General features: G+C 71.2%; 20 protein-coding genes. 13 read left to right on the forward strand and 7 right to left on the reverse strand.

Annotation, left to right across the window (positions count from 1 at the left end):
- Nucleotides 1-55 precede the first annotated feature (55 nt).
- Entirely contained in the window at nucleotides 56-715 is a 660-nt protein-coding gene (locus ACFO0C_RS34670) for a DivIVA domain-containing protein (protein ID WP_378070991.1), read from the reverse strand.
- Nucleotides 716-823: 108 nt separating this feature from the next.
- The gene (locus tag ACFO0C_RS34675; protein ID WP_378070992.1) at nucleotides 824-1,744 is read right to left on the reverse strand and encodes an AEC family transporter; all 921 of its coding nucleotides are present in this window, start codon (nucleotides 1,742-1,744) and stop codon (nucleotides 824-826) included.
- Between the two features lie 278 nt (nucleotides 1,745-2,022).
- Here ACFO0C_RS34675 and ACFO0C_RS34680 point away from each other — a divergent pair, with 278 nt between their 5' ends.
- The gene (locus tag ACFO0C_RS34680; protein ID WP_378070993.1) at nucleotides 2,023-2,436 is read left to right on the forward strand and encodes a DUF6188 family protein; all 414 of its coding nucleotides are present in this window, start codon (nucleotides 2,023-2,025) and stop codon (nucleotides 2,434-2,436) included.
- Nucleotides 2,437-2,485: 49 nt separating this feature from the next.
- On the opposite strand, the gene ACFO0C_RS34685 is transcribed toward ACFO0C_RS34680, so the two are convergent.
- From ACFO0C_RS34685 to ACFO0C_RS34695, 3 genes are all read right to left on the reverse strand, one after another.
- Nucleotides 2,486-5,293, reverse strand: a complete 2,808-nt coding sequence (locus tag ACFO0C_RS34685) for a S8 family serine peptidase (protein WP_378070994.1) — start codon at nucleotides 5,291-5,293, stop codon at nucleotides 2,486-2,488.
- A gap of 124 nt (nucleotides 5,294-5,417) precedes the next feature.
- Entirely contained in the window at nucleotides 5,418-6,248 is an 831-nt protein-coding gene (locus ACFO0C_RS34690) for a patatin-like phospholipase family protein (RefSeq protein ID WP_378070995.1), read from the reverse strand.
- Nucleotides 6,245-6,631 (reverse strand): VOC family protein, encoded by a 387-nt coding sequence (locus ACFO0C_RS34695; protein WP_378070996.1) that lies wholly within the window; start codon nucleotides 6,629-6,631, stop codon nucleotides 6,245-6,247. Before ACFO0C_RS34695 ends, ACFO0C_RS34690 begins: the two co-directional genes overlap by 4 nt.
- 195 nt (nucleotides 6,632-6,826) lie before the next feature.
- Between ACFO0C_RS34695 and ACFO0C_RS34700 the strand changes: the two genes are divergently transcribed.
- The 5 genes from ACFO0C_RS34700 to ACFO0C_RS34720 all read left to right on the forward strand — a co-directional run bounded on the left by ACFO0C_RS34700 (nucleotide 6,827) and on the right by ACFO0C_RS34720 (nucleotide 12,016).
- Complete coding sequence (locus tag ACFO0C_RS34700) at nucleotides 6,827-8,005, forward strand: glycosyltransferase family 4 protein (RefSeq protein WP_378070997.1); 1,179 nt, start codon at nucleotides 6,827-6,829, stop codon at nucleotides 8,003-8,005.
- Between the two features lie 207 nt (nucleotides 8,006-8,212).
- Nucleotides 8,213-9,745, forward strand: coding sequence for a glucuronyl esterase domain-containing protein (locus ACFO0C_RS34705; protein ID WP_378070998.1), 1,533 nt, complete (start codon nucleotides 8,213-8,215; stop codon nucleotides 9,743-9,745).
- Between the two features lie 90 nt (nucleotides 9,746-9,835).
- Nucleotides 9,836-10,558: a DUF4190 domain-containing protein gene (locus tag ACFO0C_RS34710; RefSeq protein WP_378070999.1), complete on the forward strand. Its 723-nt coding sequence runs from the start codon at nucleotides 9,836-9,838 to the stop codon at nucleotides 10,556-10,558.
- Nucleotides 10,559-10,608: 50 nt separating this feature from the next.
- The gene (locus ACFO0C_RS34715) at nucleotides 10,609-11,688 is read left to right on the forward strand and encodes an aldo/keto reductase (protein WP_378071000.1); all 1,080 of its coding nucleotides are present in this window, start codon (nucleotides 10,609-10,611) and stop codon (nucleotides 11,686-11,688) included.
- Nucleotides 11,675-12,016 (forward strand): TetR/AcrR family transcriptional regulator, encoded by a 342-nt coding sequence (locus tag ACFO0C_RS34720; protein WP_378071001.1) that lies wholly within the window; start codon nucleotides 11,675-11,677, stop codon nucleotides 12,014-12,016. Before ACFO0C_RS34715 ends, ACFO0C_RS34720 begins: the two co-directional genes overlap by 14 nt.
- On the opposite strand, the gene ACFO0C_RS34725 is transcribed toward ACFO0C_RS34720, so the two are convergent.
- Nucleotides 11,991-15,956, reverse strand: coding sequence for a PAS domain S-box protein (locus ACFO0C_RS34725; RefSeq protein WP_378071002.1), 3,966 nt, complete (start codon nucleotides 15,954-15,956; stop codon nucleotides 11,991-11,993). The genes ACFO0C_RS34720 and ACFO0C_RS34725 overlap by 26 nt on opposite strands.
- 171 nt (nucleotides 15,957-16,127) lie before the next feature.
- Here ACFO0C_RS34725 and ACFO0C_RS34730 point away from each other — a divergent pair, with 171 nt between their 5' ends.
- Complete coding sequence (locus tag ACFO0C_RS34730; RefSeq protein WP_378071003.1) at nucleotides 16,128-18,173, forward strand: ATP-binding response regulator; 2,046 nt, start codon at nucleotides 16,128-16,130, stop codon at nucleotides 18,171-18,173.
- Here the strand turns inward: ACFO0C_RS34730 and ACFO0C_RS34735 are convergent, their stop codons facing one another.
- Entirely contained in the window at nucleotides 18,174-20,204 is a 2,031-nt protein-coding gene (locus ACFO0C_RS34735; protein WP_378071004.1) for a cellulose binding domain-containing protein, read from the reverse strand.
- A gap of 100 nt (nucleotides 20,205-20,304) precedes the next feature.
- Here ACFO0C_RS34735 and ACFO0C_RS34740 point away from each other — a divergent pair, with 100 nt between their 5' ends.
- From ACFO0C_RS34740 to ACFO0C_RS34765, 6 genes are all read left to right on the forward strand, one after another.
- Nucleotides 20,305-20,937: a response regulator transcription factor gene (locus tag ACFO0C_RS34740; RefSeq protein WP_378071005.1), complete on the forward strand. Its 633-nt coding sequence runs from the start codon at nucleotides 20,305-20,307 to the stop codon at nucleotides 20,935-20,937.
- A gap of 71 nt (nucleotides 20,938-21,008) precedes the next feature.
- Nucleotides 21,009-22,208, forward strand: coding sequence for a cytochrome P450 (locus ACFO0C_RS34745; protein ID WP_378071006.1), 1,200 nt, complete (start codon nucleotides 21,009-21,011; stop codon nucleotides 22,206-22,208).
- A gap of 11 nt (nucleotides 22,209-22,219) precedes the next feature.
- Nucleotides 22,220-22,417 carry a ferredoxin gene (locus ACFO0C_RS34750; protein WP_378071007.1) on the forward strand — a complete coding sequence of 66 codons (198 nt, stop codon included), beginning with the start codon at nucleotides 22,220-22,222 and terminating at the stop codon, nucleotides 22,415-22,417.
- Entirely contained in the window at nucleotides 22,414-23,532 is a 1,119-nt protein-coding gene (locus ACFO0C_RS34755; RefSeq protein WP_378071008.1) for an NAD(P)/FAD-dependent oxidoreductase, read from the forward strand. The genes ACFO0C_RS34750 and ACFO0C_RS34755 overlap by 4 nt, the downstream gene beginning before the upstream one ends.
- Entirely contained in the window at nucleotides 23,529-24,350 is an 822-nt protein-coding gene (locus ACFO0C_RS34760; RefSeq protein WP_378071009.1) for an SDR family oxidoreductase, read from the forward strand. The genes ACFO0C_RS34755 and ACFO0C_RS34760 overlap by 4 nt, the downstream gene beginning before the upstream one ends.
- 31 nt (nucleotides 24,351-24,381) lie before the next feature.
- Entirely contained in the window at nucleotides 24,382-25,866 is a 1,485-nt protein-coding gene (locus ACFO0C_RS34765) for a diguanylate cyclase domain-containing protein (RefSeq protein ID WP_378071010.1), read from the forward strand.
- Nucleotide 25,867 lies beyond the last annotated feature (1 nt).

The raw sequence follows: 25,867 nt of genomic DNA on the forward strand, positions 1-25,867 counted from the left end.
ACAAGGTACGGCGAACCGACGTCGACCCGATGCGGCGTCGGCCGTCAGATGCGCCCTAGACCAGGCGCGGGGTGGCGTCGGTGCCCTCCAGCTGGTGGTCGACGTGGCGGCTCAGGGCCTCCCGGTAGTGGATGGCCAGGCCGGACAACTGCTCGACCTCGTCGACCAGCTCCGCCCGGCGGCCGGCTATGCCGTCCATCGCCTCGGCGTGGCGGCGGCGGGCGTCACCCTCGATGTCGGCGGCCTTCGCGCGGGCCTCGGCGGCCAGCTGCTCCGCCTTGTCCCGGGCGACCGCGATGATCTCCTCCGACTCGCGGCGGGCGTCGTCGAGGTGCTCGTCCGCGGTGCGCTGGGCCATCGCCAGGACCCGCAGGTGGCGGCCGTCGTCGACCGGCGCGATCTCCGCCCGGCGGGCCTGTTCCACCTGCGCGGCCAGGTCGCGGACATGCTGTTCGGCCCGGTCACGGGCCTGCTCCAGCATCCGCAGCCGGGCGGCCAGCTCCCGGATCTCGTCGTAGTCGACGTCGACGTCGTAGTCGTCCTCCACGACGGCGCCGCCGCGCATCCGGCCCTTGAGAGCCGAGTTCTCCGCCATCAGCCGGGACAGTTCGCGTTCCACCTCGTCCAGGAACGCGTCGACCTCCTCCTCGACGTAACCGCCACGGCCTGGCTTGGTGAAGGAGACATTGTGAACGTCAGCAGGGGTGAGCGGCATGCGGCTCCCTAAAAACGCGTTCGCGAGTGCGCACACGTTACGCCGATCCGGCGCCGTCCTCTACGGCTGCATGGCGTGTCTTCAGCATTACCTAAAGACAGATCTACGTCAGGTCAGGAACACCGCCGCGACGATCATGGCCAGGGCCGATGCCAGCGTGGAGAGCATGACGACGTCACGGGCCAGTGACTCGGACTCGCGGTAGCGCAAGGCGAACACGAACACGTTCTGTGCGGCCGGCAGGGACGACGTCACCACCGCGGCGAACAGGTCGTGCCCGTCGAGGCCGATCAGCCGGCCGATCAGGAACGCCAGCAGCGGCTGCACGACTATCTTCAGCGTCACCGCGAGATAGCGGTCCGGTGCGTCCGGGCCGGCCCGCAGCGGGCGCGCGCCGGGCAGCGACATCCCGAAGGCGAGCAGCGCGGCCGGTACCGCGGCCGCGCCGACCAGCGACAACGGTTCGAGGAGCAGCGCCGGCGGCGTCCAGCCGGACGCCGCCACGGCGACGCCGGACCCGGACGCGATCATCAGCGGGTTGCGGGCCGGCAGCAGCGCCAGACGGCGCAGCGACGGCCGCCCCTGCCCGGACGCCAGGTCGAGCACGGTCAGCGCGAACGGCCCGGCCAGCAGGACCTGGAAGATCAGCACGGGTACGACCAGCGAGACGTCACCGAGCACATAGGCGGCGACCGCGAGCCCCATGTTGCCGGCGTTGACGTACGACGCCCCGAGCGCCCCGATCGTGGTGGCGCCGGTGCTCCGTTTCCACACCAGCTTCGCGACCAGCACGTACACGATCGCGACGAGAACCGTGGAGGTGACGAACGCGAGCAGTGCCCCGGTGAGGATCCGGTCCAGGCTGGTGTGGCTCAGGGTCACGAACAGCAGGGCGGGTGCGGCGACCGAGAACACCAGCCGGGCCAGCACCTGTGGCGCGTGCTCGCCGAGGACCCGGCCGCGGGCCAGCACATAGCCGAGGGCAGCGAGCGCCCAGACCGTCGTGAACCCGCTGAGCACCCCCGCCATGCCGCCGATCCTGCCCGCCGCCGCGTTCCCGGGCGGCGGACTGTGACCGGTTCGTCAGAATCGTCCGTGGTGGAGAAGTCCCGTTTCGATCTCGTCGGCGGGTCTTGTATCCCGGATCCACCGACGAGATGGAGTGGCCTCTCGGGGCCGGGTCCGGTGGCGTCCGGGCCGAGATGCGGACGATGTCGGGATTTAAGGTCGTCTTAGGAAACTGTTGGCTACGGTCCTGCCGAAAGTTCGTCCGACGGCCCGGATCGGGGTGGCTCATGGTGCCGGTAATGGTGGCCGACAACGGCGCCGGATGGCGTCCGCGGCAGGGACGCTCGCTCGACCTGCTGGCCGGGCGCAGGCTGGAGTACGTGTGGCTCGGTCACGCGGTCGTGCTGGGGTTCGCCGGCGGCTGCCAGGTGTTGATCGAGGCGGTCGCCCACCTCGACGGTCCGGGCGGACCGGCCGACGTGGAGCCCGGTGACGACCCGTCGGACGCGATCGCGACGCTGCTCAGCGATGTGGTGCGGTCGGCGCGGACCCGGGAGACCGGCGAACTGGAGATCACCTTCACCAGCGGGGCGACCCTGCTGGTCGACGCCGACACCGACGCCGAGTCCTGGGCGGTGACCGGCCCGGACGGCTATCTGATCGTCTGCCTCGCACACGGCGAACTGGCGGTGTGGGGAGACGCCGCAGCGTGAGCCGGGGGCCGGCCGGGACGCGTCACGACGCGTCCCGGCCGGCTGTCTCTCAGGCCGGCTCGTAACCGGTCAGGTGCAGTGCGAACGAGCGGATGGAGCCGGTGTCGGCGCCCACCCGGTCGGCGACGTGCAGGCTCCACGTGCCGTCAGCCGGTGACAGCCGCAGCGAGCCCAGCGTGTCGTTGGGCTTCCATGAACCGGTGAACGGCGCGTTCGTCGACAGGGCCGACGCGAACGGTGTCGTGGCGGCGTCGTCGAAGACGACCTGGCACAGGTTGTTGCCGCCACCACCGGTACGGGAGAACAGCGTCGCCTTCCGCCCGTCCGGTGCCGTCAGCGTGCCGACCAGGTCACCGACGAAGGTGTGGTCGATGCCCACTGTCGTCGCGCCGGTCGTGGTGCTGCACGCGGTGCCGTCGATGGAGAAGGTGAGCGACGACGCGTACCCGACACCGGTCACGTCCACCGTCGCGCTGACGCCGGTGGGGTCGTTGTCCGGGATCGGCAGGGGCGCGCCGGCGTAGGCGAAGTTCTGCACCGTCGCCGACGGCTGACCGGTCGGCACCGTCACGGTCCCGTTGGTGGGGGAGAGGGTACCGGCGAAGGTGGCCCGCACGTTCAGGCCGACCGGCCGTCCGAGCGGGTACCCGGCCGCCAGCTTCAGGGTGTACTCCCTGGTCTTGGAGGCGCCGGCGGCGATGTTGCCGTACGAGCGGGCGCGTGGCGTGACAGTCGCGAGCGGACTGTCGGAGTCCACGACGACGCTGACACCGGTAGCCGTACCGTCGCCGATGTTCTCTGCCGGAAGGACGACGGTGGCCTGCTCGCCCGGCTCGAGGAAGGCATCGCCGTCCCCGGTCGTCGGGGTGATCGCCGGCGTGCCCGCCCGGACCAGCGGTTGCGGGGTGGCGCCGGTGTTGCGCAGCACCAGATCGGCGCGGATCACGCCGGCGCCGGTCCGGTTGTCGGCGCCCGCCGGGGTGAGGTCGAGGGCGGTGCCGGTGAGGGCGGCCCGGATCTCGTCGCCGGACAGGCCCGGATTGCCGGAGAGAGTGAGCGCGGCGATCGCGGCGGCGTGCGGGGCGGCCGCCGAGGTGCCGAAGAAGGGCTGGAAGTCGGGCACCGAGGTGCCCACCCCGTCGGCTGCGGTGATGTCCGGCTTGACGCGTACGAAACCGCCGGTCGAGGAGAAGTTGCCGGGTGTGATGGCGGTGCCGTCGGCGTTGAAGAACACCCGCCGCGGGCCGTCCGAGGTGAACCGTTCGGGCAGGGTCTGCCTGGTGAACACGTTCGGGTACGGGCCGGCCGGGTTGGCCGGGTCACCGGTCTCCAGGGCGAACGGCAGCGGGTCCTTGGCCGGGGCCGCGGCCACCGAGAACGCGTCGACGGCGGCGCTGTGCCCGCGGGTGATGCCGGGGGTGGAGAAGCCCTTGAGCGAGCCGTCCGGCGTGTCGGTGAACCGGCCGCGGAACGCCGACAGTTGCAGGTACCGGTCGGCGCCGGCGAACTTCACGACGGCCAGCCGCTGTCCGGTGCTGTTGGCGGCCTGCAGGATCTCCCACGGGTCGTCGTCGCCGTCCTGCACGTCCTGGGAGAACGAGGTGACGTTGCCCAGCGAGTTGATCAGATACAGGTCGTAGTCGTTGCCGGAGGCCTCCAGCGCGTCGGCCCACCACAGCGTGACGATGCGGCCGGCACTGCCCGGGGACAGCGGGTTGAACTCCTGCACCCCGGCGCCGGGGTCGAAGTCGTGGGCGTCGCCGGCGAACTTGCCGATGCCGCGGCCGGAGTCGACGAAGTCGCCCTCCCAGTTGCCGGCGGTGCCGTCGATGGTGTTGCCCTCGTTGCCGGCCGAGCTGAAGTAGTACGCCCCGTCGGCAGTCACGGCGTTGACCGCCTGCGCGATGATCCCGTCCTGGAACGGGCTCTCGTGGAAGTAGATGATGTCGTCGACGATGATGTCGCAGCCGGCGTCGAAGCGGAGCGCCCGGATGTTCTCGGCGAAGCTGGCCTCGCTGGTGAACGCGGTCGCGTAACCGAGCTTCGCGTTCGGCGCCAGGTCGTGGATGATCTCCAGCATCGCGGTGCCCTCGTCGCCGCTGCCCTCCTGGCCGGGCAGTACGTCGACGTCGGCGGGCAGGTCGCCACTGGCCTGCGAGTCGGCGAGCGAGTCCACCCCGTCGGAGAGGGCGCAGACCTTCACGCCGGTTCCGGTGACCTTGAACCGGGTGCGGGCGGTGTCGGCGGCGTGCGTACGGTCTCCCTCGGAGACGACCGAACCCTGGCTGACGGTGACCGCCGCGGTCTTCGGCGCTGTCGCCCTCGCCGTACGCAGAGCCGACTCGATCCGGGCCGTCTTCTCGACCTTGGACTCGGCCTTCGGCTTGGCGTTCGGGTCGGTCATGCGTGCGGTGATCGCGCCGGACTTGAGGCTGACGCTCGTGACGTCCTTCCACTCCGCGATCGTCGGCAGCGCGGTCAGCGGCGCCTCGACCAGCACGGTGCCGGTCGCCGGGGAGGGGAAGCGGATGCCGGCGCCCGCGTCGCGCAGCCGGTCGAGCAGTTCGTCGCCGACCTTGTCGGCGTGGATCTCGACCTCGGTGGTGCCGGACTTGCTGACCGGCACACCCGTGCCCAGCGCGGGCAGAGCGCTGGTGGTCGCCTGGTTGGTACGTTTGCGCAGCTCGATGGCGAGGCGGCTGTCCAGTTTGCGTTCGGCCGGGGTCAGTGACTTCTTGATGTCCTGGAGTGCGGCGATCTGCTCGTAGGCCCGCTCGGCCGGGTCGTCCGGAGCTTTCGCCGCCGCGCCCGGGGCCGTCAGGCCCACCACGGTCGCGCCGATGGCGAGAACCGTCAACGAGCGGCGGAGGTTACCTTGACTGAAGACGTGCAATTTTCAGCCCCCCATAGAGATCAGTAAATCTCAATGGTGTGGACCCTATCGGCATCAGTCGATGTAGGACAGTGCCGGGCCGGTGTGGTCAGGACCAGACCGCCCGTACCGCACCGGCCATCGCCTCGCCCTGCCGCAGCCCGGCCAGCACCGACGCCGGCCGGCGCGCGGCGTCCATGACGTTCGGGCCGAACGCGGTGAGCGACTCGTCGTCCGGCTCGACCAGCAGCGACCTGGCGGCGCCGGCTGCCGCGATCTCCCGCGTGATGCGGTCCCGGCTCAGCACCGCCAGTGGGGCGAGCACCACGAGCCGTTCGGCGCCGGCGGCCAGGTCGGCCCCGGCGCCGACGCGCACCCCGCCGTCGATGTAGCGGCGGTCGCCGATGGTCACCGGAGGCATCAGGCCGGGTACGGCACAGCTGGCCGACACCGCCTGCAGCAGCGTCGCGCCGGCTCCCGAGTCCAGCACGACGTCGCGTCCGTCGGCCGCGTCGACGACGACGATCCGCAGGTCACGGGCCGGCCACTCGGTCACCGGCAGCAGCTCGGCCATCCGGGTCAGGTAGGTGGTCTCGTCCAGCCCGGCGGCCAGTGCCATCGCGCCGACCCGGGCGCGTGCCTCCTGTGCCGGGACCGCCGGGTCGAGCAGCACTGCCATCGCGGTCAGCCACTCGCCGCCCCGGCCCGGGCCGCCGCCACCGCGGGCCGGTCCGGCCGGGACCTCCCGCTGCTGGGCGACCGCGGTCTCGACGTCGACGCCGGCGGCCAGCAGCGTGCCGACGACCGAGCCGGCGGAGGTGCCGATGATCGTGTCGGCGTCACCGAGCGTCACGCCGGCCCGGGCCAGGCCGCACAGCACCCCGAGATGCCAGGCGATGCCGGTCACGCCGCCGCCACCGAGAACGAGAATCCTGCTCACGATCCGGAACGGTAGCGAGGCGGCCCCCGGTCGGCAACGTGCAGGAGACAGAACTCGTTGCCCTCCGGGTCGGCGAGGACGGTGAATCCCTCGTCGCCCTTCTGTCCCACGTCGACCCGGGACGCGCCCAGCCCCAGCAGGCGCACGACCTCGGACCGCACGTCGCCGCCGGTGACGACCAGGTCGGGGTGATCGCGGTTCTTGCCGGTCTTGGGCTCGGTGGTCGGCTGCAGCCACACACTGGGACCGTCGTCCGGCGGCCACAGGTGGGCATCACCGTCGTCGCCCCGGTCGATGGTGTAACCGAGGGCCGCCGACCAGAACGCGGCCTGCCGCTCCACATCGTGCACATCCAGTGTCCATTGAGCGAATCGACTGGTCACAGCTCCTCCTCCGGTGAAAGGGGGCGTCCCGCACCGGATGCGGCCGGAGCGGGTCGTAGAGCCCGGCCCCCTCCGGCTCGGTGCCGGTGATCCGGGCGGCGACCGGAATGCTCCTTCACGGGCGTCGGCTACCCCGCTGTCCGGGGATCATTCGCGCGGGCACAGCTGATTGACAGCGGTTTCTAGGTTGTGCGCGTGAACATCAGGTATCTGCTCCACAATGCGTACGGGGTCGGTGGGACGATCCGTACGGTCTTCAATCAGGCCAACGCGTTGTGTGCCACCCACGACGTCGAGATCGCCAGCGTGTACCGGACCGCTGAGAGCCCGGCGTTCCCCCTCGACCCGCGTGTCCGGCTGGTCTCGCTGACGGACCTGCGCAACGACGGTTCGCGATGGTCGGGCAAGGCGGACCGGCGCCGGCGGCTGCTACAGCGGACCCGGGTGCTGCCCAACCCGCTGCCGCACCGCACCGACTTCCGGTACAACCGGTGGGACCCGATGGTCGACCTGCGGGTCATCCGCTACATGCGTTCGCAGCGTGACGGTGTCCTGATCAGCACCCGGCCTGCGCTGAACCTGCTGTCCGCCTGGTTCGGGCCCCGGCGGGTGACCAGAATCGGTCAGGACCACATGAACTTCGGCAGTTACAAGCCCGGTCTCCAGGCCCAGATCATCCGCGCCTACCCCCGGCTGGACGCGGTGACCGTGCTCACCCACGCCGACCTGGAGTCCTATCGCGCGGCCCTGGGCGACGGCGTCGACCTGACCCGCATCCCGAACGGGATCCCGCCACGCGAGGCGGCGCCGGAGAGCGACCGGGCGAAGGTCGTGGTGGCGGCCGGCCGGCTGTTCCGGCAGAAGGGCTTCGACCTGCTGATCGAGGCGTGGGTGCGGGTCCACGAGCGGCACCCGGACTGGCAGCTGCACATCTTCGGCGAGGGCAAGCTGCGCCGGAAGCTGACCGACCAGATCGCCGAGCGCGGGCTCGGTGACGTGGTCAAGCTGCGCGGGCTGACCCGTACCCTCGACGCCGAATTCGCCCGGGCCTCGGTGTTCGTGCTCTCCTCCCGCAAGGAGGGGCTGCCGATGGTGTTGCTCGAAGCGATGGGCACCGGGCTGCCGGTGGTGTCCTTCGACTGCCCGACCGGCCCGGCCGACGTCGTCGACGACGAGGTCAACGGGCTGCTCGTCCCGGCCGAGGACGTGCCGGGCCTGGCCGCCGGGCTGTGCCGGCTGATCGGCAGCCCCGCCGAACGCGCCGCGTTCGGCGCCGCGGCCCGGGCGACCGCCGCCGGCTACGAGATGCCGGTCGTCGCCGCCCAGTGGGAGGACCTGTTCCGGCGAGTAGCGAGGGAACTCGCCGCCAGGTAATCCCGCTCCCCGTTCACCGATCAGCGCCGAACCCCACCGGTTCGGCGCTGATCTTTTGTGTCCGAGCGCTCTTGGAACTTCTGCCGAATGGCGAAAGTTTCAGAATCGGCTTCCGCTGCGTGAACTTATTTACGCACTTGAATTCACCGATACATCTTCGTAACGTCACGGCCATCGCTCTCCCCGTCCCCAGGAAGGAGCTCCCCCGTGTCCAAGCTCCGCACGAGAGCCACCCTGATCGTGGCGTCGGTCCTCGCCGGCGCCGCGGTCGTGTTCGCAGTCCCCACCACCGCCCACGCCGCCGTCGAGGACGACGGCGCCGACTGCCCCGTCGCCGCCTCACCGACCGTCAGCACCGCCCAGATGCCCGACCCGTTCACCCGCATCGACGGCACCCGCATCACCACGACCGGTGACTGGCGCTGCCGCCGCGCCGAGATCCGGGAGATGGCCGAACGGCACGTCTACGGGCAGAAACCCGCGCGCCCGTCCACCGTCACCGGCACGGTCAGCAGCTCCGGCGTCACCGTCAACGTCACCGATCAGGGCCGCTCCGCGAGTTTCTCGGCCGGCGTCCAACTGCCCACGACCGGCAGTGGGCCGTACCCCGCGGTCGTGGTCTTCGGCGGCTTCGGCGCCGACACCACCACCATCCGCAACTCCGGGGCGGCGGTGATCAGTTTCGACCCGCTCGCCGTCGGCAGGGAGGGCACCGGGCGCGCCAGCAAACAGGGCGCCTTCTACACGCTGTACGGCTCGACCAGCACCACCGGCATCCTGATGGCCTGGTCGTGGGGCGTCAGCCGGATCATCGACGTCATCGAGCAGTCCGGTGGATCGATCCTGCGGGCCGACGCGGTCGGCGTCACCGGTTGCTCCCGCTACGGCAAAGGCGCCATCGCGGCGGGCGCCTTCGACCAGCGGGTGGCCCTCACCATGCCGATCGAGTCCGGCACCGGCGGCGTCCCCCTGCTGCGTGCCGTGCCCGGCGAGTCCGGCGCCCAGCCGCTGAGCAGCGCGTACAACGAGCAGCCGTGGCTCGGCGACGCGTTCGGCTCGTTCACCGGCAACCCGAACAGCCTGCCCGTCGACAACCACGAGCTGGTCGGCCTGGTCGCGCCCCGCGGACTGTTCATCATGGAGAACCCGCACGTCGACTGGCTCGCCGCCCGGTCCGGCAGTGTCTCGGCGCTCGGCGGGGCCGAGATCTACAAGGCGCTCGGCGTCGGCGGCAACATCAGCTACTGGTCCGACGTCAGCGACGGCACCCACTGCGCGTCCCGCAGCGAATGGCAGGCCCCGCTTCAGCAGCACATCCAGAAATTCCTTCTCAAGACCGGGAGCAGCACGGGTACGTTCCGCATCTCCAGCCGCAAACAGGGCGAGCTGTCGCAGTGGCGCACCTGGCAGACCCCGGCCCTGACCGGAAGCCCCTCCTCGCCGCCGCCGTCCTCCCCGCCGCCGTCGGCGGGTTCCTGCACCGCCACGATCACCCCGGGAACCGTCTGGGGTGACCGTTACAACACGTCCGTCACGGTGTCCGGCGCCACCAACTGGACGGTGAACGTCGGCATCACCGCACCGCAACAGGTCACCACCACCTGGAGCGGCACCTTCACGTCGAGCGGCGGCACGCTGACCGTCCGTCCCAACGGCAGCGGCAACACGTTCGGCTTCACGACGATGATGAACGGGAACAGCTCGGCCCGCCCGCGCATCGTCTCCTGCATTACCGGGTAGAGGGGGCCGGTGCGGCCGGGCGATCCCCGGCCGCACCGGCGTTACCCGGCCGAGATCGACAGGGGCGCCGCCTGGAACTACGGTGCGTCCGTGCACAACCAGGTACCCCGCCCCGAGCAGCCCGCCGACCCGGACGAAGGGCAGCCCGCCGACCCGGACGAAGAGCAGCCCGCCGACCTGGACGAGGGCCCGCTGCCCCTCGACACGGCGCCCGTGACCGACCGTGGCCCCAACGGCCTGGCGATCGGCGCGCTGGTGGCGAGCATCTGCGGTGGTCCCGGTGTCGGCACCGTGCTGGGCTTCGTGCTCGGAAGCGTGGCGCTGGCGCAGATCCGGCGGCGCGGGCAGAAGGGCTCCGGGCTGGCCGTGGCGGCGCTGGTCGTCTCCGGCCTGACCCTCGTGCTCGGCGTCCTGATCGCCACCGGTGTCATCCTCGACGACGTGCGCGACCGCATCGCCGGCATCCGCGACACCGGGACCGTCGAGCTCCAGGCCGGCGACTGCATCAGCAGCCTCGACGGAGCGACGAGGGTCGGCGACATGCCGGTCGTCTCCTGCGGCCAGCCGCACAAGGCCGAGGTCTACCACGTCTTCGAGCTACCGGCCGGCGCCTACCCTGGCAGGGACGCGGTGGCGGCGGAGAGCACCACCCGATGTGGTACGGCGTTCAAGCCATACAAGACTCCGCAGAACGCCGACCTGGAGATCTACTACCTGTACCCGCAGGACGAGGACGACTGGCAGCAGGACCACAGTGTCCTCTGCATCGCCGCCGCCCCCATCGAACGCCGTACCACCTCCCTCCTCGAGTAGCACCTTTTCTGGACTTGCCGGTCCATTTCCGGCGGGGCACTGTCGGGGCCATGAACGACTACTACCTGCTCGGCCGGTCCGGGCTCCGCGTCAGCCGCCTCGCCCTCGGCACCATGAATTTCGGTGTCGGCGGATTCCACGCCGCCTACGGGAGGTCCGAGGAGGAGGCCGGGGCGATCTTCCGGCGGTACGTGGAGGCCGGGGGCAACCTCATCGACACCGCCGACTTCTACACGGCGGGGGAGAGCGAGCGGATCCTCGGCCGGCTGATCGCCCGTGACGGGCAGCGGGACCGGCTGGTGCTCACCAGCAAGTTCACCAACAGCGTCGACCCGTCCGACCCGAACGCCGGCGGCAACGGGCGCAAGCACATGATCCGGGCGCTCGACGCGTCGCTGCGGCGGCTCGGCACCGACCACCTGGATCTCTACCTGCTGCACACGTGGGACCGGATCACCCCGGTCGAGGAGGTGGTGCGCACGTTCGACGACCTGGTCCGGGCCGGGAAGATCCGGTACGCGGGCCTGTCCGACGTCCCCGCCTGGTACGCCGCCCGCGCCCAGACCTACGCCGAGGCGCACGGGCTCACCCCGATGGTGACCGTGCAGCTGCCGTACTCCCTGGTGGACCGGGCCGTCGAGCCGGAGTTCGTGCCGATGGCGCAGAGCCTGGGCATGGGACTCACGGTGTGGAGCCCGCTCGGTGGAGGCCTGCTGACCGGAAAGTACCGGCGCACGGCGGACGGTCTCGGCGGTGACGGCCGACTTGCCGGGTCGGCGGTCGGCGAGCGGGACTGGCAGGTCGTCGACGCGCTGGCGACGGTGGCCGGTGGACTCGGCCGTGACATGGCTCAGGTCGCGCTCAACTGGGTGGTGACACAGCCGGGGGTCGCTTCCGCGGTCGTCGGCGCGAGCGGCACCTCCCAGCTGGACGCGAGCTTGGCCGCTCTGGACTTCACCATCCCGGACGACGCGCGTGCCCTGCTCGACGAGGCCGCTGCCTGGCCGCTGCCGAAGCCGTACTCGATGTTCACGCCGGGGTACCAGTCGTGGATCGTCAACCCGGGACTCACGATCGGTGACAAACCGGCCGGTTACGCTCCACCAGTGGTGAACGGTGCTCACGCGTAAGGGCGAGCAGACACGTTCCCGGATCGTTGCCGGTGCCGCCGCCGAGATCCGGGAACGTGGTGTGGACGAGGTGCGCCTCGAGGACGTGATGGCCCGTACCCGGACCAGCAAGAGCCAGCTGTTCCACTACTTCCCGGACGGCAAGGAGCAGCTGCTGCTGGCGGTGGCGCGGCACGAGGCCGACCGGGTGCTCGACCCCGGACGGGCGGCGGCCGGGCTGCTCGCGGGCATCCAGGGCGGGGTGCTGCTGTTGCTCGCCTCTGGCCGTACCGATCATCTGGAATCTGCTCTCGATCTCGGTTTCATCGCACTGCGAGGCCGCGCGTGATGACCTGGACCGCCTCCAGGGTCTGTTCGGCGGCGGTGCGCAGTTCGGTGACCGCTACCACCGCCGTGTCCAGGTCGCCGGCGCGGGCGGCCTGTTCGACCCGGTCGGCGACGTCGGCCAGGTCCTGGGCGCCGAGGTTGCCGGCCGCGCCCTTGAGCTGGTGGGCGGCGTTGCGCAGCGCTGTGGCGTCATCCATGGCCAGGGCCTGGAAGGCGTCGTCGACCAGGGCCGGCACCTGGGCGGTGAGCCGCTGGAGCAGGCCGGTGAGCGCGTCGTCGTCGAGGTTGGGCGCCGCCGCGCGAAGCAGGTCGAGGCGTTGTTCGATCTGGCGGCGGGTGGGTGGTTCGGGTGTGGGCGGGCGGGTGACGACGCAGCGTTGCAGGGCGTCGGAGATGTCCTGCGGCATCACCGGCTTGGAGATGTGGTCGTCCATGCCGGCTTCGAGGCAGCGGGCCCGGTCCTCGGGCATGGCGCCGGCGGTCATCGCGATGATCGGCACGTGCTGCCCGGCCGGTTCCAGGCGGCGGATCTCGGCGGTGGCGGTGTAGCCGTCCATCTCGGGCATCAGGCAGTCCATGAAGATGGCCAGGTAGTCGTGGGTGGTGGCCATGGAGACGGCGACCCGGCCGTCGGGGGCGACGTCGGCGCTGTAGCCGAGCCGGGCCAGGATCCCGAGGGCGACGGTCTGGTTGATGGCGTTGTCCTCGACGAGCAGGACGTGACCCTGTTTCTCCAGGCTGGCCGGCACGTCGTCGATGACGTGGTCGGTGGCCGGGGCGACCACGTCGACGAGCAGGTCGTACAGCTGGGACTGGCGGATCGGTTTGGTCAGCGACGGGCCGCTGCCGTCGGGCGGGGGGCTGCCGGGTGACGTCAGCAGGACGATCTTCGGTGCCGGGGTGACGTCGGCGGACGCGATGGCGGCGGCCATCGTGGTGTCGCAGAGGGCCAGGTCGAAGGGGCGGCCGGCGGCGGTGGCCCGGATCAGCAGGCGCGCGGCGGCGTCACCGTCCTCGGCGGTGACCGGCGCCATCGACCAGGCGCCGAGCTTGTCAAGCAGTTCGCGGCGCTCGTCGTCGTCGTCGGTGACGACGAGGACCCGCAGACCCTCGAGGACCGGATGGTGCATGGCGGCGGCGTCCTCCGGTTGGCTGAGCGGGACGGTGAAGGCGAAGGTGCTGCCCTGGCCGGGCCGGCTGGTGACACTGATCTGGCCGCCCATCACGGCGACCAGTTCCTGGCAGATGGCCAGGCCGAGGCCGGTCCCGCCGAACCGCCGCGTGGTGCTGGCGTCGGCCTGGGTGAACGGCTCGAACAGCTGACGCTGCTTGTCCTGGTCGATGCCGATGCCGGTGTCGCTGACGGCGAACCGCACCGGGATGTCCGGGCCGCCGTCGTCGGCGGCCGGTGTGGCGGTGACCTCGATCCGGCCCTGCTCGGTGAATTTGATCGCGTTGCCGAGCAGGTTGAGCAGCACCTGCCGCAGTTTGCCCGCGTCGCCGCTGACCGGCTGTGACAGCCGGGAGTCGCAGCGGGCCACCACGGTGATGTCCCGTCCGCCGGTGGTGTCGGCGACCAGGGCGACGACCTCGTCGAGCAGCCGCCACACCTCGAAGTCGATGCGTTCGGGCAGGACCTTGCCGGCTTCGAGTTTGGAGAAGTCGAGGATGTCGTTGATCACCGAGAGCAGCCCGAGGCCGGCGTTGCGGATGCCCTCGGCGTAACGGTGCTGGGTGTCGTCGAGGGCGGTGTCCAGCAGCAGCCCGCTGAGGCCGATGACGCCGTTCATCGGGGTGCGGATCTCGTGACTCATCGACGCCAGGAACTGCGACTTCAGCCGGGCCATCTCGATCGCCTGGTCGCGGGCCTGTTCCAGGGCGATCTCGGTCTGCCGGCGGGCGGTGATGTCGCGGCCGAAGGCGTGGAAGGTGGTACGCCCGTCGCGCTCGGTGCGCCACAGGGTGAGTTCGATCGGCACCTCCACGCCGTCGCAGCGCAGGGCGTACATCTCGGTCGGCCGGTCGAGGAGCCAGTCCCAGCGGCCGTCGAGGACCCGCCCGAGGCCCTCGGCGTAGCGGACCGGCAGGATCATGTCGAGGACCGGCAGGCCGAGCACCTCGTGGCGCTGCCAGCCGGAGAGGCGTTCGGCCTGGCCGTTGAACTCGGTGATCCGGCCGCGGGCGTCCACGCTGACGAACGGGTCGCTGGCCGCCGTCATGATCATCTGGAACTGTTCGCGTTCCAGGCGCAGCCGCTGCTCGGTCTCGACCTCGGTGGTGATGTCGTGCGAGATGGTCGACGCGCCGATGATCGAGCCGCCCGGGTCCCGCAGCGGGCCCATGCTCAGCGAGACGTAGATGGTGTGCCCGTCCTGGCACACCCGCTGGGTCTCGTGGTGCCGGATCAGTTCGCCGCGGCGGACCCGGGCGAGCATGCTCTGCTCCTCGCCGGGGCGGTCGGGTGGCAGCAGGATGGTGACGTCGCGGCCGATCATCTCGGCGGCGGTGTAGCCGTAGAGCCGTTCGGCGCCCGGGTTCCAGGTGAGGATGACGCCGTCGAGATCCTTGCTGACGATCGCATCGTTCGACGCCTCGACGATCGCGGCGAGCTGGGCGTCGGTACGGGCCTGGGAGAGCCGGTCGGTGATGTCCTGGACGGCGGCGAACACGACGGTGCCGTTGTCGCCGTCGACGGTGGCGAGACTGATCTCGACGGGGATCTCGGTGCCGTCCTTACGAACCGCGGTCAGGCGCATGCCCCGGCCGACCCGGTGCGGCGAGGGATGCGCCATGTACTCGCGCCGGTGGGCGATGTGCCGGGCCCGGAGTCCCTTGGGCACCAGGAATTCGACCGAGGCGCCGATCAGCTCGTGCCGCTCGTACTGGAACACCTCCAGGGCCCGGGTGTTGGCCAACACGATCCGGCCGTCGGCGCTGAGGCAGAGCATCGCCTCGGGCGAGGCGTCGAGCAGGCCCTTGAACTTGCTCTCGGCGATGCGGACCTCGGTGATCTCGGTGATCGCGTTGCAGATGGCGGTCGGTGTCCCGTCCTCGGCGCGCATCGGGAAGATCGAGGTGACGAAGGTGCGGGTGCCGACCTCGTCCTCGTAGGTCATGGGCCGCCCGAGGTCGAGGACGGCCCGGTCCCGTCGGGCGATCTCGGCGAACTCGTCGGGGCTGTAGAGGTCGTTGTCGGCCAGCCCGAGCGCCTCGCCCTCGCCCAGCCCGTGCAGTTCCTCGAAGGCGGTGGACGCGAGCAGGTAGCGGCCGTCGAGTCCTTTGACGGAGAAGGCGGTGGGCGTGAAATGCAGGATGTTGCCCATTTCCTCGCGCTGGCGCAGCAGGCGTTGCTGGCGTTCGGCGGCGGTCTCGGCGGCCTCCACGCGGGCGCCGGTGAACAGGCCGACGACGGTGACCAGGGTGACGTTGGCGGCGACCATGAGCGCGAACCGGGTGTGCATGCTGTAGAGCCCGACACTCTGCCCCTTGATCAGCAGCAGGCCGATCAGGGGCAGGACGATCAGCGCCGACCCGACCAGCCGCCGGGTCAGCACCGCGCTGACCGACCGGTCGAAGAGCAGGCTGGCCAGCCCGACGTGCGGGCTGTCGGCGAGGATCGCCAGCGCCAGCAGGAACGCGGTGACGGCCAGCGCGACCGGCAGCGGAGCGCCGCGCTCGTCGAAGAGCACGCTGTAGCAGTCGACGACACTGAGCCCGGCCGACGCGAGCGCACACCACTGGCTCACCAGGCGGGTCCACAACCGGGGCGTGGCGATCAGCAGGAGCGCCTGGGCGACGGCGAGCGGCAGGAGGGCGGTCGTCGCCCGTGGACCGGTCAGCACCATGCCGATGGTGAGCAGCGGAAACACCAGGGCGAGACGGCGGGCCCAGGGCCGGGTGAGACGGGCGATCGCGATGGTTGCGGCACCCGTGAAGATCAAGCCCCAGCCGAAGAGGGTGGAGGCCCCGAGAGCTAGGGCTAGCGCTCCGGCCGCGACCTGGTACGTCGCCGGTGTACGCCATGTAGCGAACGGGGGCATTTCTTTGAATTACCACTTTCGGAGTGCTTTGAGAGGAAGATTCTGAATAGCGTTACTTACGAGGAGGCCGTCATGGCAACCGTCCTGGTCGTCGACGACGTCGCCGAGAATCGTGACCTGGTGACCATGTTGCTGAGCTGCCGTGGGCACGAGGTTCTCGAGGCCAGCGACGGTGTCGACGCGCTGGACGTGGTGCGCGCCCAGCACCCGGACATCGTGGTCTCGGATGTGCTGATGCCCGGCATCGACGGCCTGGAGCTGGTCCACCGGCTGCGATCCGACGACGACCCGGTGACCGCCAGCTCGCCGGTCATCTTCTACACGGCGAACTACCTGGAACCGGAGACCCGGCCGATCGTCGACGCGTGCGGGGTGTCGCGGGTGGTGCTGCGCGGTGCCGACCCGCGGGAGCTGCTCGACGCGGTCGACGAGGTGCTGGCCGCCGGGCCGGTGGACGTGAGCGTCGGATCGGCGGCCGACTTCGCCCGGGTGCACAGCCAGGCGGTGAACGCCAAGCTGGTCGAGAAGGATCGCGCGCTGCGGCACCGGGAGCGGCAGTTCGAGGCGATGGCCACCGCGTCACCGGTCGGGATCGCGCTGCTCGGCGCGGACGGCACGGCCACCTACGTCAACCCGCGGCTCGCCGAGATCACCGGACAGCCCGCGGGCCGGCTCTCCGGTGACGGCTGGCTGATCTGCCTGGACCCGGCCGTGCGGCGGGAGGCGGTCGAGGCGGTCCGCAACACCGGGGCGGCCGCGGTCGAGCACCGTTACCGCACGCACCTGATCCGCGAGGACCTGTCCGACCGCTGGCTGCGGGTGCACCTCCGGCCGTTCTCCGACGCCGCCAGTGACGTGGCCGGTGCGGTGGTGATGGTCGACGACATCTCCGACGTGGTGGCGGCCGAGGAACGGATCGCCTACGAGGCCCGGCAGCGGCAGGAGGAGGCGGCCGGCCACGACGCCGAACGCCTGGACAGCCTGCGCCGGATGGCCGGTGGCATCGCCCACGACTTCAACAACCTGCTCGGCTCGATGCTCGGGTTCACCCAGCTGGTCAGCGACACGATCGCCGACGAGAAGGACCACGGCGGCATCGCGGAGGCCGCGGCGGCCGGCATGCTGCAGGACCTGGAGCAGGTGACACAGGGCGGCCGGCGGGCCACCAAACTGACCGAGCAGCTGCTCGCGTTCGGCCGGCGGGAGATCAACGAGCCGGTCGTCGTCGATCTGAAGGGGTTCATCACCGCGTTCGCCGGGGAGCTGACGGCCGAGCAGGTCAGTGTGAGTGTGTGGCTGGCCGACGACACGCCGGCGGCCCGGATCGACCGGCGCGGCCTGGACCGGCTGCTGCACATCCTGCTGCGCAACGCCGGTGAGGCGATGCCCGACGGCGGCGTGGTCACGATCAGTGCGAAGTGCGACCCGGTGCTGGGCGTGGCGGTGATCGAGGTGTCCGACTCGGGCTGCGGGATGTCGTCCGAGGTGCAGCGGCGCGCGTTCGAGCCGTTCTTCTCCACCAAGCAGGGCGTGCGTACGGCGGGTCTGGGCCTGTCCACCGCGCACGGGATCGTCACCCAGGCCGGTGGCCTGATCATGATCACCTCGCAGCGGGGGACCGGGACGACCGTACGGGTGCAGTTGCCGGCCGTCGCACCGGCCGGGCCGGGCGAGCAGCCGGGTGTTCCGGTGACCGGGGCGCCGGGCCGCAACGGTGACATCACGGTGCTGCTCGTCGACGACGACGAGGCGCTGCGCAACGCGACCGCCCGGTTCATCGCCAAGGCCGGCTACCAGGTGCTGACCGCGAGCGACGGGCTGTCCGCGCTGGCACTCGCGGAGGGGCACGCCGGCCCGATCCAATGCCTGGTCACCGACGTGGTGATGCCCGGCATGGACGGCCGGCAGCTGGCCCATCAGCTGCTCGGGCTGCGGCCGGCGACGAAGGTCGTCTTCATCTCCGGCTTCGCCGAGGCGCTGATCGCCGAGGACGGCACCTCCCTGGAACCGGGCCGGACGATCATCGCGAAGCCGTTCACCGGCACCGAGCTGCGGGAGGCGATCGGAGCCCTGCTCGTGGCCGGCCCCGACCAGGGCCGGCCACGAGACACGGTGTGACTAGGCGCTCGCGCAGACCGTCCCGTTGAGCGTGAACACGGTCGGCAGCACGTTGGGACCGCTGTAGTTGCCGACGAACCCGACGCTCGCGGTCGCCCCGGCAGCCAGGGCGCCGTCACTGGTCACCCGGACCGTCCGGCCGTCCTGGTTCCAGGTGGCGCTCCAGCCGCTGCTGACGCTCTGCCAGCCGGTCGGCCAGGTGAACGCCAGGGTCCACCCGGTGACCGGGACGGTCGCGTTGTTGGTGATGTCGATCGTGCCGACGTACCCGTTGCCCCAGTCGTTGACGTCGCGGAACTTGACCGTGCACGACGACGTCGCCGGGGCGCCGGTGGTGAAGGTCAGCGGCGGCGACGCCTGCGACTGCCGGCCGGAGCCGTCGCGGGCCAGGACGTTGATCGTGTAGCGGCGGCCCGGCTGGAGGTTGCCGACGGTCAGCGACGTGCCGGTGGTCTCGCCGAGTTGCTCGCTGACACCGCCGTTCTGTCGGAACACCTCGTACTTCAGCCCGGCCGCGCCGGCCGGCCACGAGATCGTCGCGGTCCGGTCGGTCACCGTCGCCGTGGGCTGACCAGGCGCCTTCGGCGATCCCTGCTCGGTACGCCCGGAGCGAACCGTGACCAGCGAGACCGAGTACGGCTCCAGGGTCTGTGCCGACGCGCTGCCCCCGGTCCCGGTGCTGACGCGATCGTCACCGTTGCCGAACGAGGCGACCGTGGGAGTCCCCGCCGCCGGGGTGAACCCCTGGTAGTTCAGCGACACGGTGTGTGCCGCGGACGGGTCCTTGTTGACCAGGAGCACCGCCAGATCACCGTTGGCCCGCCGCACCGCATGCGCGCTGACCAGTGCGTTGTCACTGCCGGTGCCGACGAACCGGTCCCCGGCCCGGGCGAGGTCCCCGACCAGCGACAGTGCGTGGTAGGGCGCGAACGGCGTGTTGAGCGCGGGCTGGCAGACCGTGCCGTCGGCGTTGCAGTTGCCGCTGGACAGCAGCCCGTAGTCGCCGTAGTCGGTCTCGCCGGCCACCTCGGAGACGGTGCCGAGGCCGTTGTGCACGTTCCACCACTGGACGGTGAACACGCCCTGGGCGAGCAGTCCGCTGTAGACGTCGGCGAGGAACAGCGCGCCGGGCTGGGTGTTGCGCCCGACCTCGACGTTGGTCTCGGTCATGCTGATCCCGATCCGGCTCGCACCGGTGCCCGCGTACTGGTTGATCTGCTGGCGCAGCAGGTACACGGCGTCCTGGATCTGCTCGGTCCGGGTCAGGGTCTCGGCCGGGCCGGCGCCGCCCGGGTACCAGTGCACGTCCACGAAGTCGATGGCCGAGCCGGCGCGGGTCAGCACCTCCTGGTTCCAGGTGCCGGTGTCGCCGGCCCCGACGATGCCGTCCGGCCAATTCCCCGGCATGGTCAGCACGGCGCCGATCTTGATCGTCGGGTCGACGGCCTTCATCGCCTGCGAGTAGGCGACGACCTCGGCGGCGTACTGCTTCGGGCTCTTGTCGGCGTGGTCGTCGGCCTCCCAGGCCGAACCGTAGTGGCCGTTGCCGTAGTTCTCGTTGCCGATCGTCCAGAAGGTCGCGTCGTAGCCCTTGGTGACGTTGGCGTAGCGCACCCAGTCGGCGGCCTCCTGGGCGGTCCCGGTCCCGTAGTTGGCGATGATCATCGGCTCGGCGCCGGTGCGTCGCGCCCCGGCCATGAACGTGTCGAAGTCGGTGTCCGGCGCGACGTAGCCGCCGGGCGCGGTGTGGTCGCGCCAGTGGTAGATGTCGGCGTAGGAGCCGCCGGGGTAGCGCAGCATGGTCACGCCGGCGTCGCCGAGCAGGTCGGCGACGGCCGGGGTGCCGAGCTGGCTGTCCCAGATGGCGTGGTTGACGCCGACCGCGGTGGCGCCGACGGTGGCCAGGCCGGCCCGGACGTCGATGTCGATGCGGGTGTCGGCGGCCGCCGCGGCGGAGGCGCCGCTGGAGGCCGGGAGAACGGCGGTGACGGCGGCGAGCAGGACGGCGCCCGCCAGTGAGGGGATCTTCACGGGGTCTCCACGAACGAGGGGGATGTTGGGAGCGCTCCCATCTTCGGCGTAACAAAAGAAAGATGTCAATGAAACAAAACGGCTGCGGCATGCTGGACCGGTGAGGAATCAGCATGTGCTCGTCGCCGTCCCCGAGGAGCAGCTGCGGACGTCGCTGGCCGACCGGCTCACCACGGCGGGTTACCTGGTCACCGCCGTCGCGACCGGCGCCGACGCGATGACCCGCCTCGACCGGCACGACGTCGACCTGATCGTCGTCGACGTCGCCATCCCCGATCTGTACGACCTGGCCCGCGCCCGCCCGCTCCTCACCGACCGGCCACCGATCATCTGCATGACCACCTGCGACGCCCTCGACCTGCTGCTGCCCGAGATCGGCACCGAGGTCGAGGACTACGTGACCAAGCCGTGCCGGATCCCCGAGCTGCTCGCCCGGGTCCGCGTCCAGCTGCGCCAGACCGTGCTGCGCCACGGCGACCTGACCCTGGACGAGGTCGTCTATCAGGCGTGGCGCGGTGACCGGCCGCTCGACGTCACCCCCGCCGAGTACCGGTTGCTGCGCCACCTGCTGGTCAACGCCGGCCGGGTGCTCTCCAAGGAGCAGCTGGCGCAGAGCGTGTGGGGTGAGTCCCGCGATCTCAACACGATCGAGCGCCTGGTCTCCCGCCTGCGGCAGAAGGTCGGGCCGTCGCTGATCCACACCAAGCGGGGCTTCGGCTACCGGCTGGAGTGACCCCGGTCACGTCTGGTTCCTGTCAGCTTCGTGTCCGGCTCGCGTCAGGTGACGTTGGTTGCATAGCGGGCATGTCTGACACGCCCTACTATCCGATGACCCGCGAGGCGAGCTGCCCGTTCGCCCCGGCCGCCGCCATCCGCGAGGCCGAGCCGGTCAGCCGGGTGCGGATCTGGGACGGCAGCACCCCGTGGCTCATCACCCGGCACGCCGACCAGCGCGACCTGCTCAACGACCCGCGGCTGAGCATCGACGAGAAGAAGCCGGGCTATCCGCACATGACCCGGTCCCGTGCCGCGATCGCCCCGCACATCCCCGAGCTCATCACCAACACCGATCCGCCCCAACACACCCGGCTACGGCGTACCGTCAACGCGCCCTTCATGGTCCGGCGGGTCGAGGCGCTGCGCCCGCGCATCCAGGAGACGATCGACGGCCTCGTCGACGACCTGCTCGCCGGCCCCAATCCCGCCGATCTGGTGGAGAGCATCGGCCTGCCGGTGCCGACCCTGGTGATCACGCGGATCCTCGGCGTCCCCTACGACGATCACGCCTTCTTCCAGGCCGCCAGCCGCCGCGCGATCAGCCACGACACCGACCCGGAGGACGGCGCCGCGGCCGGTCAGGGCCTCGGCGAGTACCTCGGCGCGCTGCTCACCCGGAAGATGGCCGAACCCGCCGACGACGTGCTGTCCGAGATGGGCGCCCGCGTCACCACCGGGGAGATGACCTTCGCCGAGGCCGTCACCATGGGCAGCGCCATCCTCATCGCCGGCCACGAGACCAGCGCCAGCATGATCTCCCTCGGCACGCTCGCCCTGCTGCACCACCCCGATCAGCTGGCCCTGCTGCGCGCGAACAGCGACGACCCGAAATTCGTCGCCAACGCCGCCGAGGAGCTGCTCCGCTACCTGACGATCGTGCACACCGGCATCCGGCGCATCGCGGTCGAGGACATCGAACTGCACGGCACCACCATCCGGGCCGGCGACGGCGTCATCTTCGACCTGGGCGGCGCCAACTACGACCCGGCCGCCTACCCGCAACCCGACCGGCTCGACCTGACCCGGCCCGCGCGCACCCACCATGCGTTCGGTTACGGCGCCCACCAGTGCCTCGGCCAGTCGCTCGCCCGCGTCGAGCTGCAGGTCGTCTACAGCACGCTCTACCGCCGCATCCCCACCCTGGCGCTCGCGGTGCCGTTCGAGGAGGTCGAGTTCGCCATGGAGGGCGTCGCCTACGGCCTCACGTCACTGCCGGTCACCTGGTGAGAGGGACGATCATGCGGATCGAGTTCGACGAGCCCAGGTGCGTCGCGGCCGGGCAGTGCGCGATGGTCGCGCCGGACGTCTTCGACCAGCGGGAGGACGACGGCGTCGCGATCGTCCTCGACGAGAGTCCCGGCAAGGACCAGCACGAAGCGGTCCGGGAAGCCGCGGCGGTCTGCCCGGCGGCGGCGATCCGGCTGGTCGGGGAGTGAACCGGATCGTCGTCGTGGGGACGGGCGCGGCCGGCCTCGCCACCGTCGAGACGCTGCGCCGCGAGGGGTTCGGCGGCACGATCACCGTGGTCGGCGACGAGGCCGAGGCGTTCTACGACCGGCCGCCGCTGTCCAAACAGGTCCTCGCGGGGGAGTGGGAGATCGACCGGATCCGGCTGCGGACACCGGAACAGATCAGCGCGCTCGGCCTCGACGAGAGACACGGTGTGCGGGCGACCGGACTGGACACCGCACGGCGGCTGGTCACCCTGAGCGACGGCACTGACGTGCCTTACGACGGGCTCGTGGTGGCCACCGGGGTGCGGCCACGATCGCTTTCCGATGGTTCGAAACCTTTTCTTCGTACGATCGACCAGGCTCTTGAATGGCGCAAAAGGCTGCGTCCCGGCACCGCCCTGGCCATCGTCGGCGCCGGGTTCCTCGGCGCGGAATGCGCCGCCGTGGCGCGCGCCCTCGGGTGCGCCGTCACCCTGCTCGAACCCGCCGCCGTCCCGCTGGCGCACGCCGTCGGCGAACCGGTCGGCCGGATGCTCGCCGACGTGCACCGCGAACACGGCGTCGACGTGCGCACCGGCGTCACCGTCGGCTCCCTGGCCGACGAGTCGGTGAGCGCCGCCGACGAGGTGCTGGTCGCCATCGGCTCGACCCCCGGCACCGACTGGCTCACCGGCTCCGGGCTCACCGTCGACGACGGCCTGGTCTGCGACCGGTTCTGTGCCGCCGCGCCCGGTGTCTACGCCGCCGGCGACGTCGCCCGCTGGTACAACCCGCTGTTCGGCGTCACGATGCGCGTCGAACACCGCACCAACGCCGCCGAGCAGGGCATGGCCGCCGCCCGCAACCTGCTCGGCGCCGCGAAACCGTTCGCACCGGTCCCGTACTTCTGGTCCGACCAGTACGACCTCAAGATCCACGCCTACGGCCACCTGCGCGGCCACGACGAGTTCACCGTCGCCGAGGGTTCACTCGGCGAGCGCCGGTTCCTCGCCACCTACCGCAGACAGGGCCGTCTCGTCGGCGTGCTCACCGTCAACATGCCACCGAGGGCTGTCCGCCCCTGGCGGCAGGCCATCGCCTCCGGGAGCCAGCCATGAACGCACCCGACGTCCTCGTCGTCACCGGGGCCGGTGGCATGGGCGCCGCCGTCGCCCGCCGCCTCGGCAGCGGTCGCACCCTGCTGCTCGCCGACGCCGTTCCCGGCCACCTCGACCGGGCCGTCACCGCCCTGCGCGCCGAAGGCTACGGCGCCCGCGGTCTGGTCACCGACATCGCCTCGCCCGCCGCCGTCGCCGAACTCGCCGCAGCGGCCGCCGCGCTGGGCCGCCTCGCCGCCGTCGTCCACACCGCCGGCGTCTCCGCCGCCACCTCCACCGTCGACCGGATCATGCGGGTCGACCTGGCCGGAACCGCCCACCTCATCGACGCCTTCGCCCCGCTCGCCGGGCCCGGCGCCGCCGTCGTCTGCGTGGCCAGCATGGCCGGGCACTACGCGCGGCTCAGCCCCGCCGACGAACAGGCCCTGGCCACCACACCCGCCACCGACCTGCTGGACCTGGACCTGATCACCGGATTCGACGGCGACCCGGTGCACGCCTACATCCTGGCCAAACGCGCCAACCAGGTCCGGGTCGAGGCGGCCGCCCTCACCTACCACCGCCGGGGCGCCCGCATCAACACGATCAGCCCCGGTGTCATCTCCACGCCGATGGCCCGCGTCGAACAGGAGTCGCCCTCCGGCGCCCACATGACCGCCATGCTCGACGCGTGCGGCGCCGGCCGTACCGGGACACCGGCCGAGATCGCCGAGGCGGCCGCCTTCCTGACCGGGCCGCACTCCCTCTACATCACCGGCACCGACCTGCTCGTCGACGGCGGCCAGGCCGCCTGGATCCGCCGCCACCGCGTTTCCTAAAGTCGATGCCCCCGCAGTCGTTGTGGGGCTCGTGACGAGGTTCCTGCGCACACGGCTGTCGGTGGTGATCGTTCTCGCGGTCGCCTTCCAGGCGATCGTGCCGTTCCTCTCGCTGTCCGCCGGGCGTGCCGTCTCGGACGCGATCGTCCTGTTCCTGGCCGTTGGCGCCGTCCTCGGCTTCGCCCGGCGGGTCCGCACCGACCGCGGCCGCAACCGGACCGCCGCCGTGCTCGCGTCGATCGGTGCCGCCACCTGGGCGTCGGCGAACGCGCTGTTCCTGGTCAACGAGATCCATGCGATGGGGTACGTGTTCCTCGGCGGTGCCGCGCTGTCGGTGGCCGCGGCTGTCCTGCTGCCGGTGGGACTGCACCTGAGCTGCCCGCCCGTGGAGACCGCCGAAGGTCTCCGCGGGCTGCTCGACGTCGCCGCCGTCTCCGGCGCCGTCCTCGCGCTGACCTGGATGTACATCCTGGAACCCGCGGGCGGCACCGCCGATCCGCTGGCGAACAGCGTCTACACCGCCGCACTGATCGGTCCCGAGGTCATCGCGGCCACGGTCGCCCTGGTGATGATGTCGCGCAACCTGCCGGAGGCGTCTGGCGACAGCCCCCGGCTGCTCGGCTCCGCCGCCGTCGTCCTGGCCCTCAGCGCGCTGCTCAGCCTCCGCAACCAGGTCGCCGGGAACCCCTGGTACACCGCCGGAGCGGGGGCCGGTTTCATCCTCGCCGCCGGACTCGTCATGATCGCCAGCCGGGTTCCGGCACCGCAGTCGGCCCTGGCCGGCACGCACCGCCACTTCGCCGGAGCCTGGGCGGCCCTGCCCTACGTCCCGATCGTCCTGGCGGTCGTGGCCACCGCTGTCGAACAGGTCCGCAGCGACACCCTGTCACCGCTGCTCATCTGGGTGCTCCTGTCGACGTTCAGCCTGGTGCTGGCCCGCCAGTTCATGACCGTCACCATCGTCGGCAGGCTGGCCATCACCCTGGAGCGCCAGCAGGAGAGACTCGCCCACCAGGCCCACCACGACGCACTGACCGGCCTCCACAACCGGACCGCCTTCACCGACCTGGGCCGGCGCCTGACCGCGGGCGGCGGCACCGTGCTGCTCCTCGACCTCGACGGCTTCAAACCGGTGAACGACCGCCTCGGCCACGCCGCCGGCGACGACGTCCTGGTCACCGTCGCCCAGCGCCTGACCGCGACGGCCCGCACCGGCGACCTGGTCGTACGGCTGGGCGGCGACGAGTTCGCGGTGGTCCTCGCCGACCCGGCCACCGAGGAGGAGGGCCGCCACCTGGGCACCCGGATCCTCACGGCCATCACCGCCCCGATGCCGATCCAGGGTGAACAGGTGACCGTCGGAGGCAGCATCGGCCTGGCCGCGGGCCACCACCCGCTGGGCGAACTCCTGCGCCGGGCCGACATCGCCATGTACAGCGCCAAGGCCGCCGGCAAGGGAACCATCCACTCCTACAGCGCCGAGGCCCCACCCCGCCAGGACTCCCTGATCGCGTAAC

The organism is Actinoplanes subglobosus (assembly GCF_042650585.1).
GTDB classification, from domain to species: Bacteria; Actinomycetota; Actinomycetes; order Mycobacteriales; family Micromonosporaceae; genus Actinoplanes; species Actinoplanes subglobosus.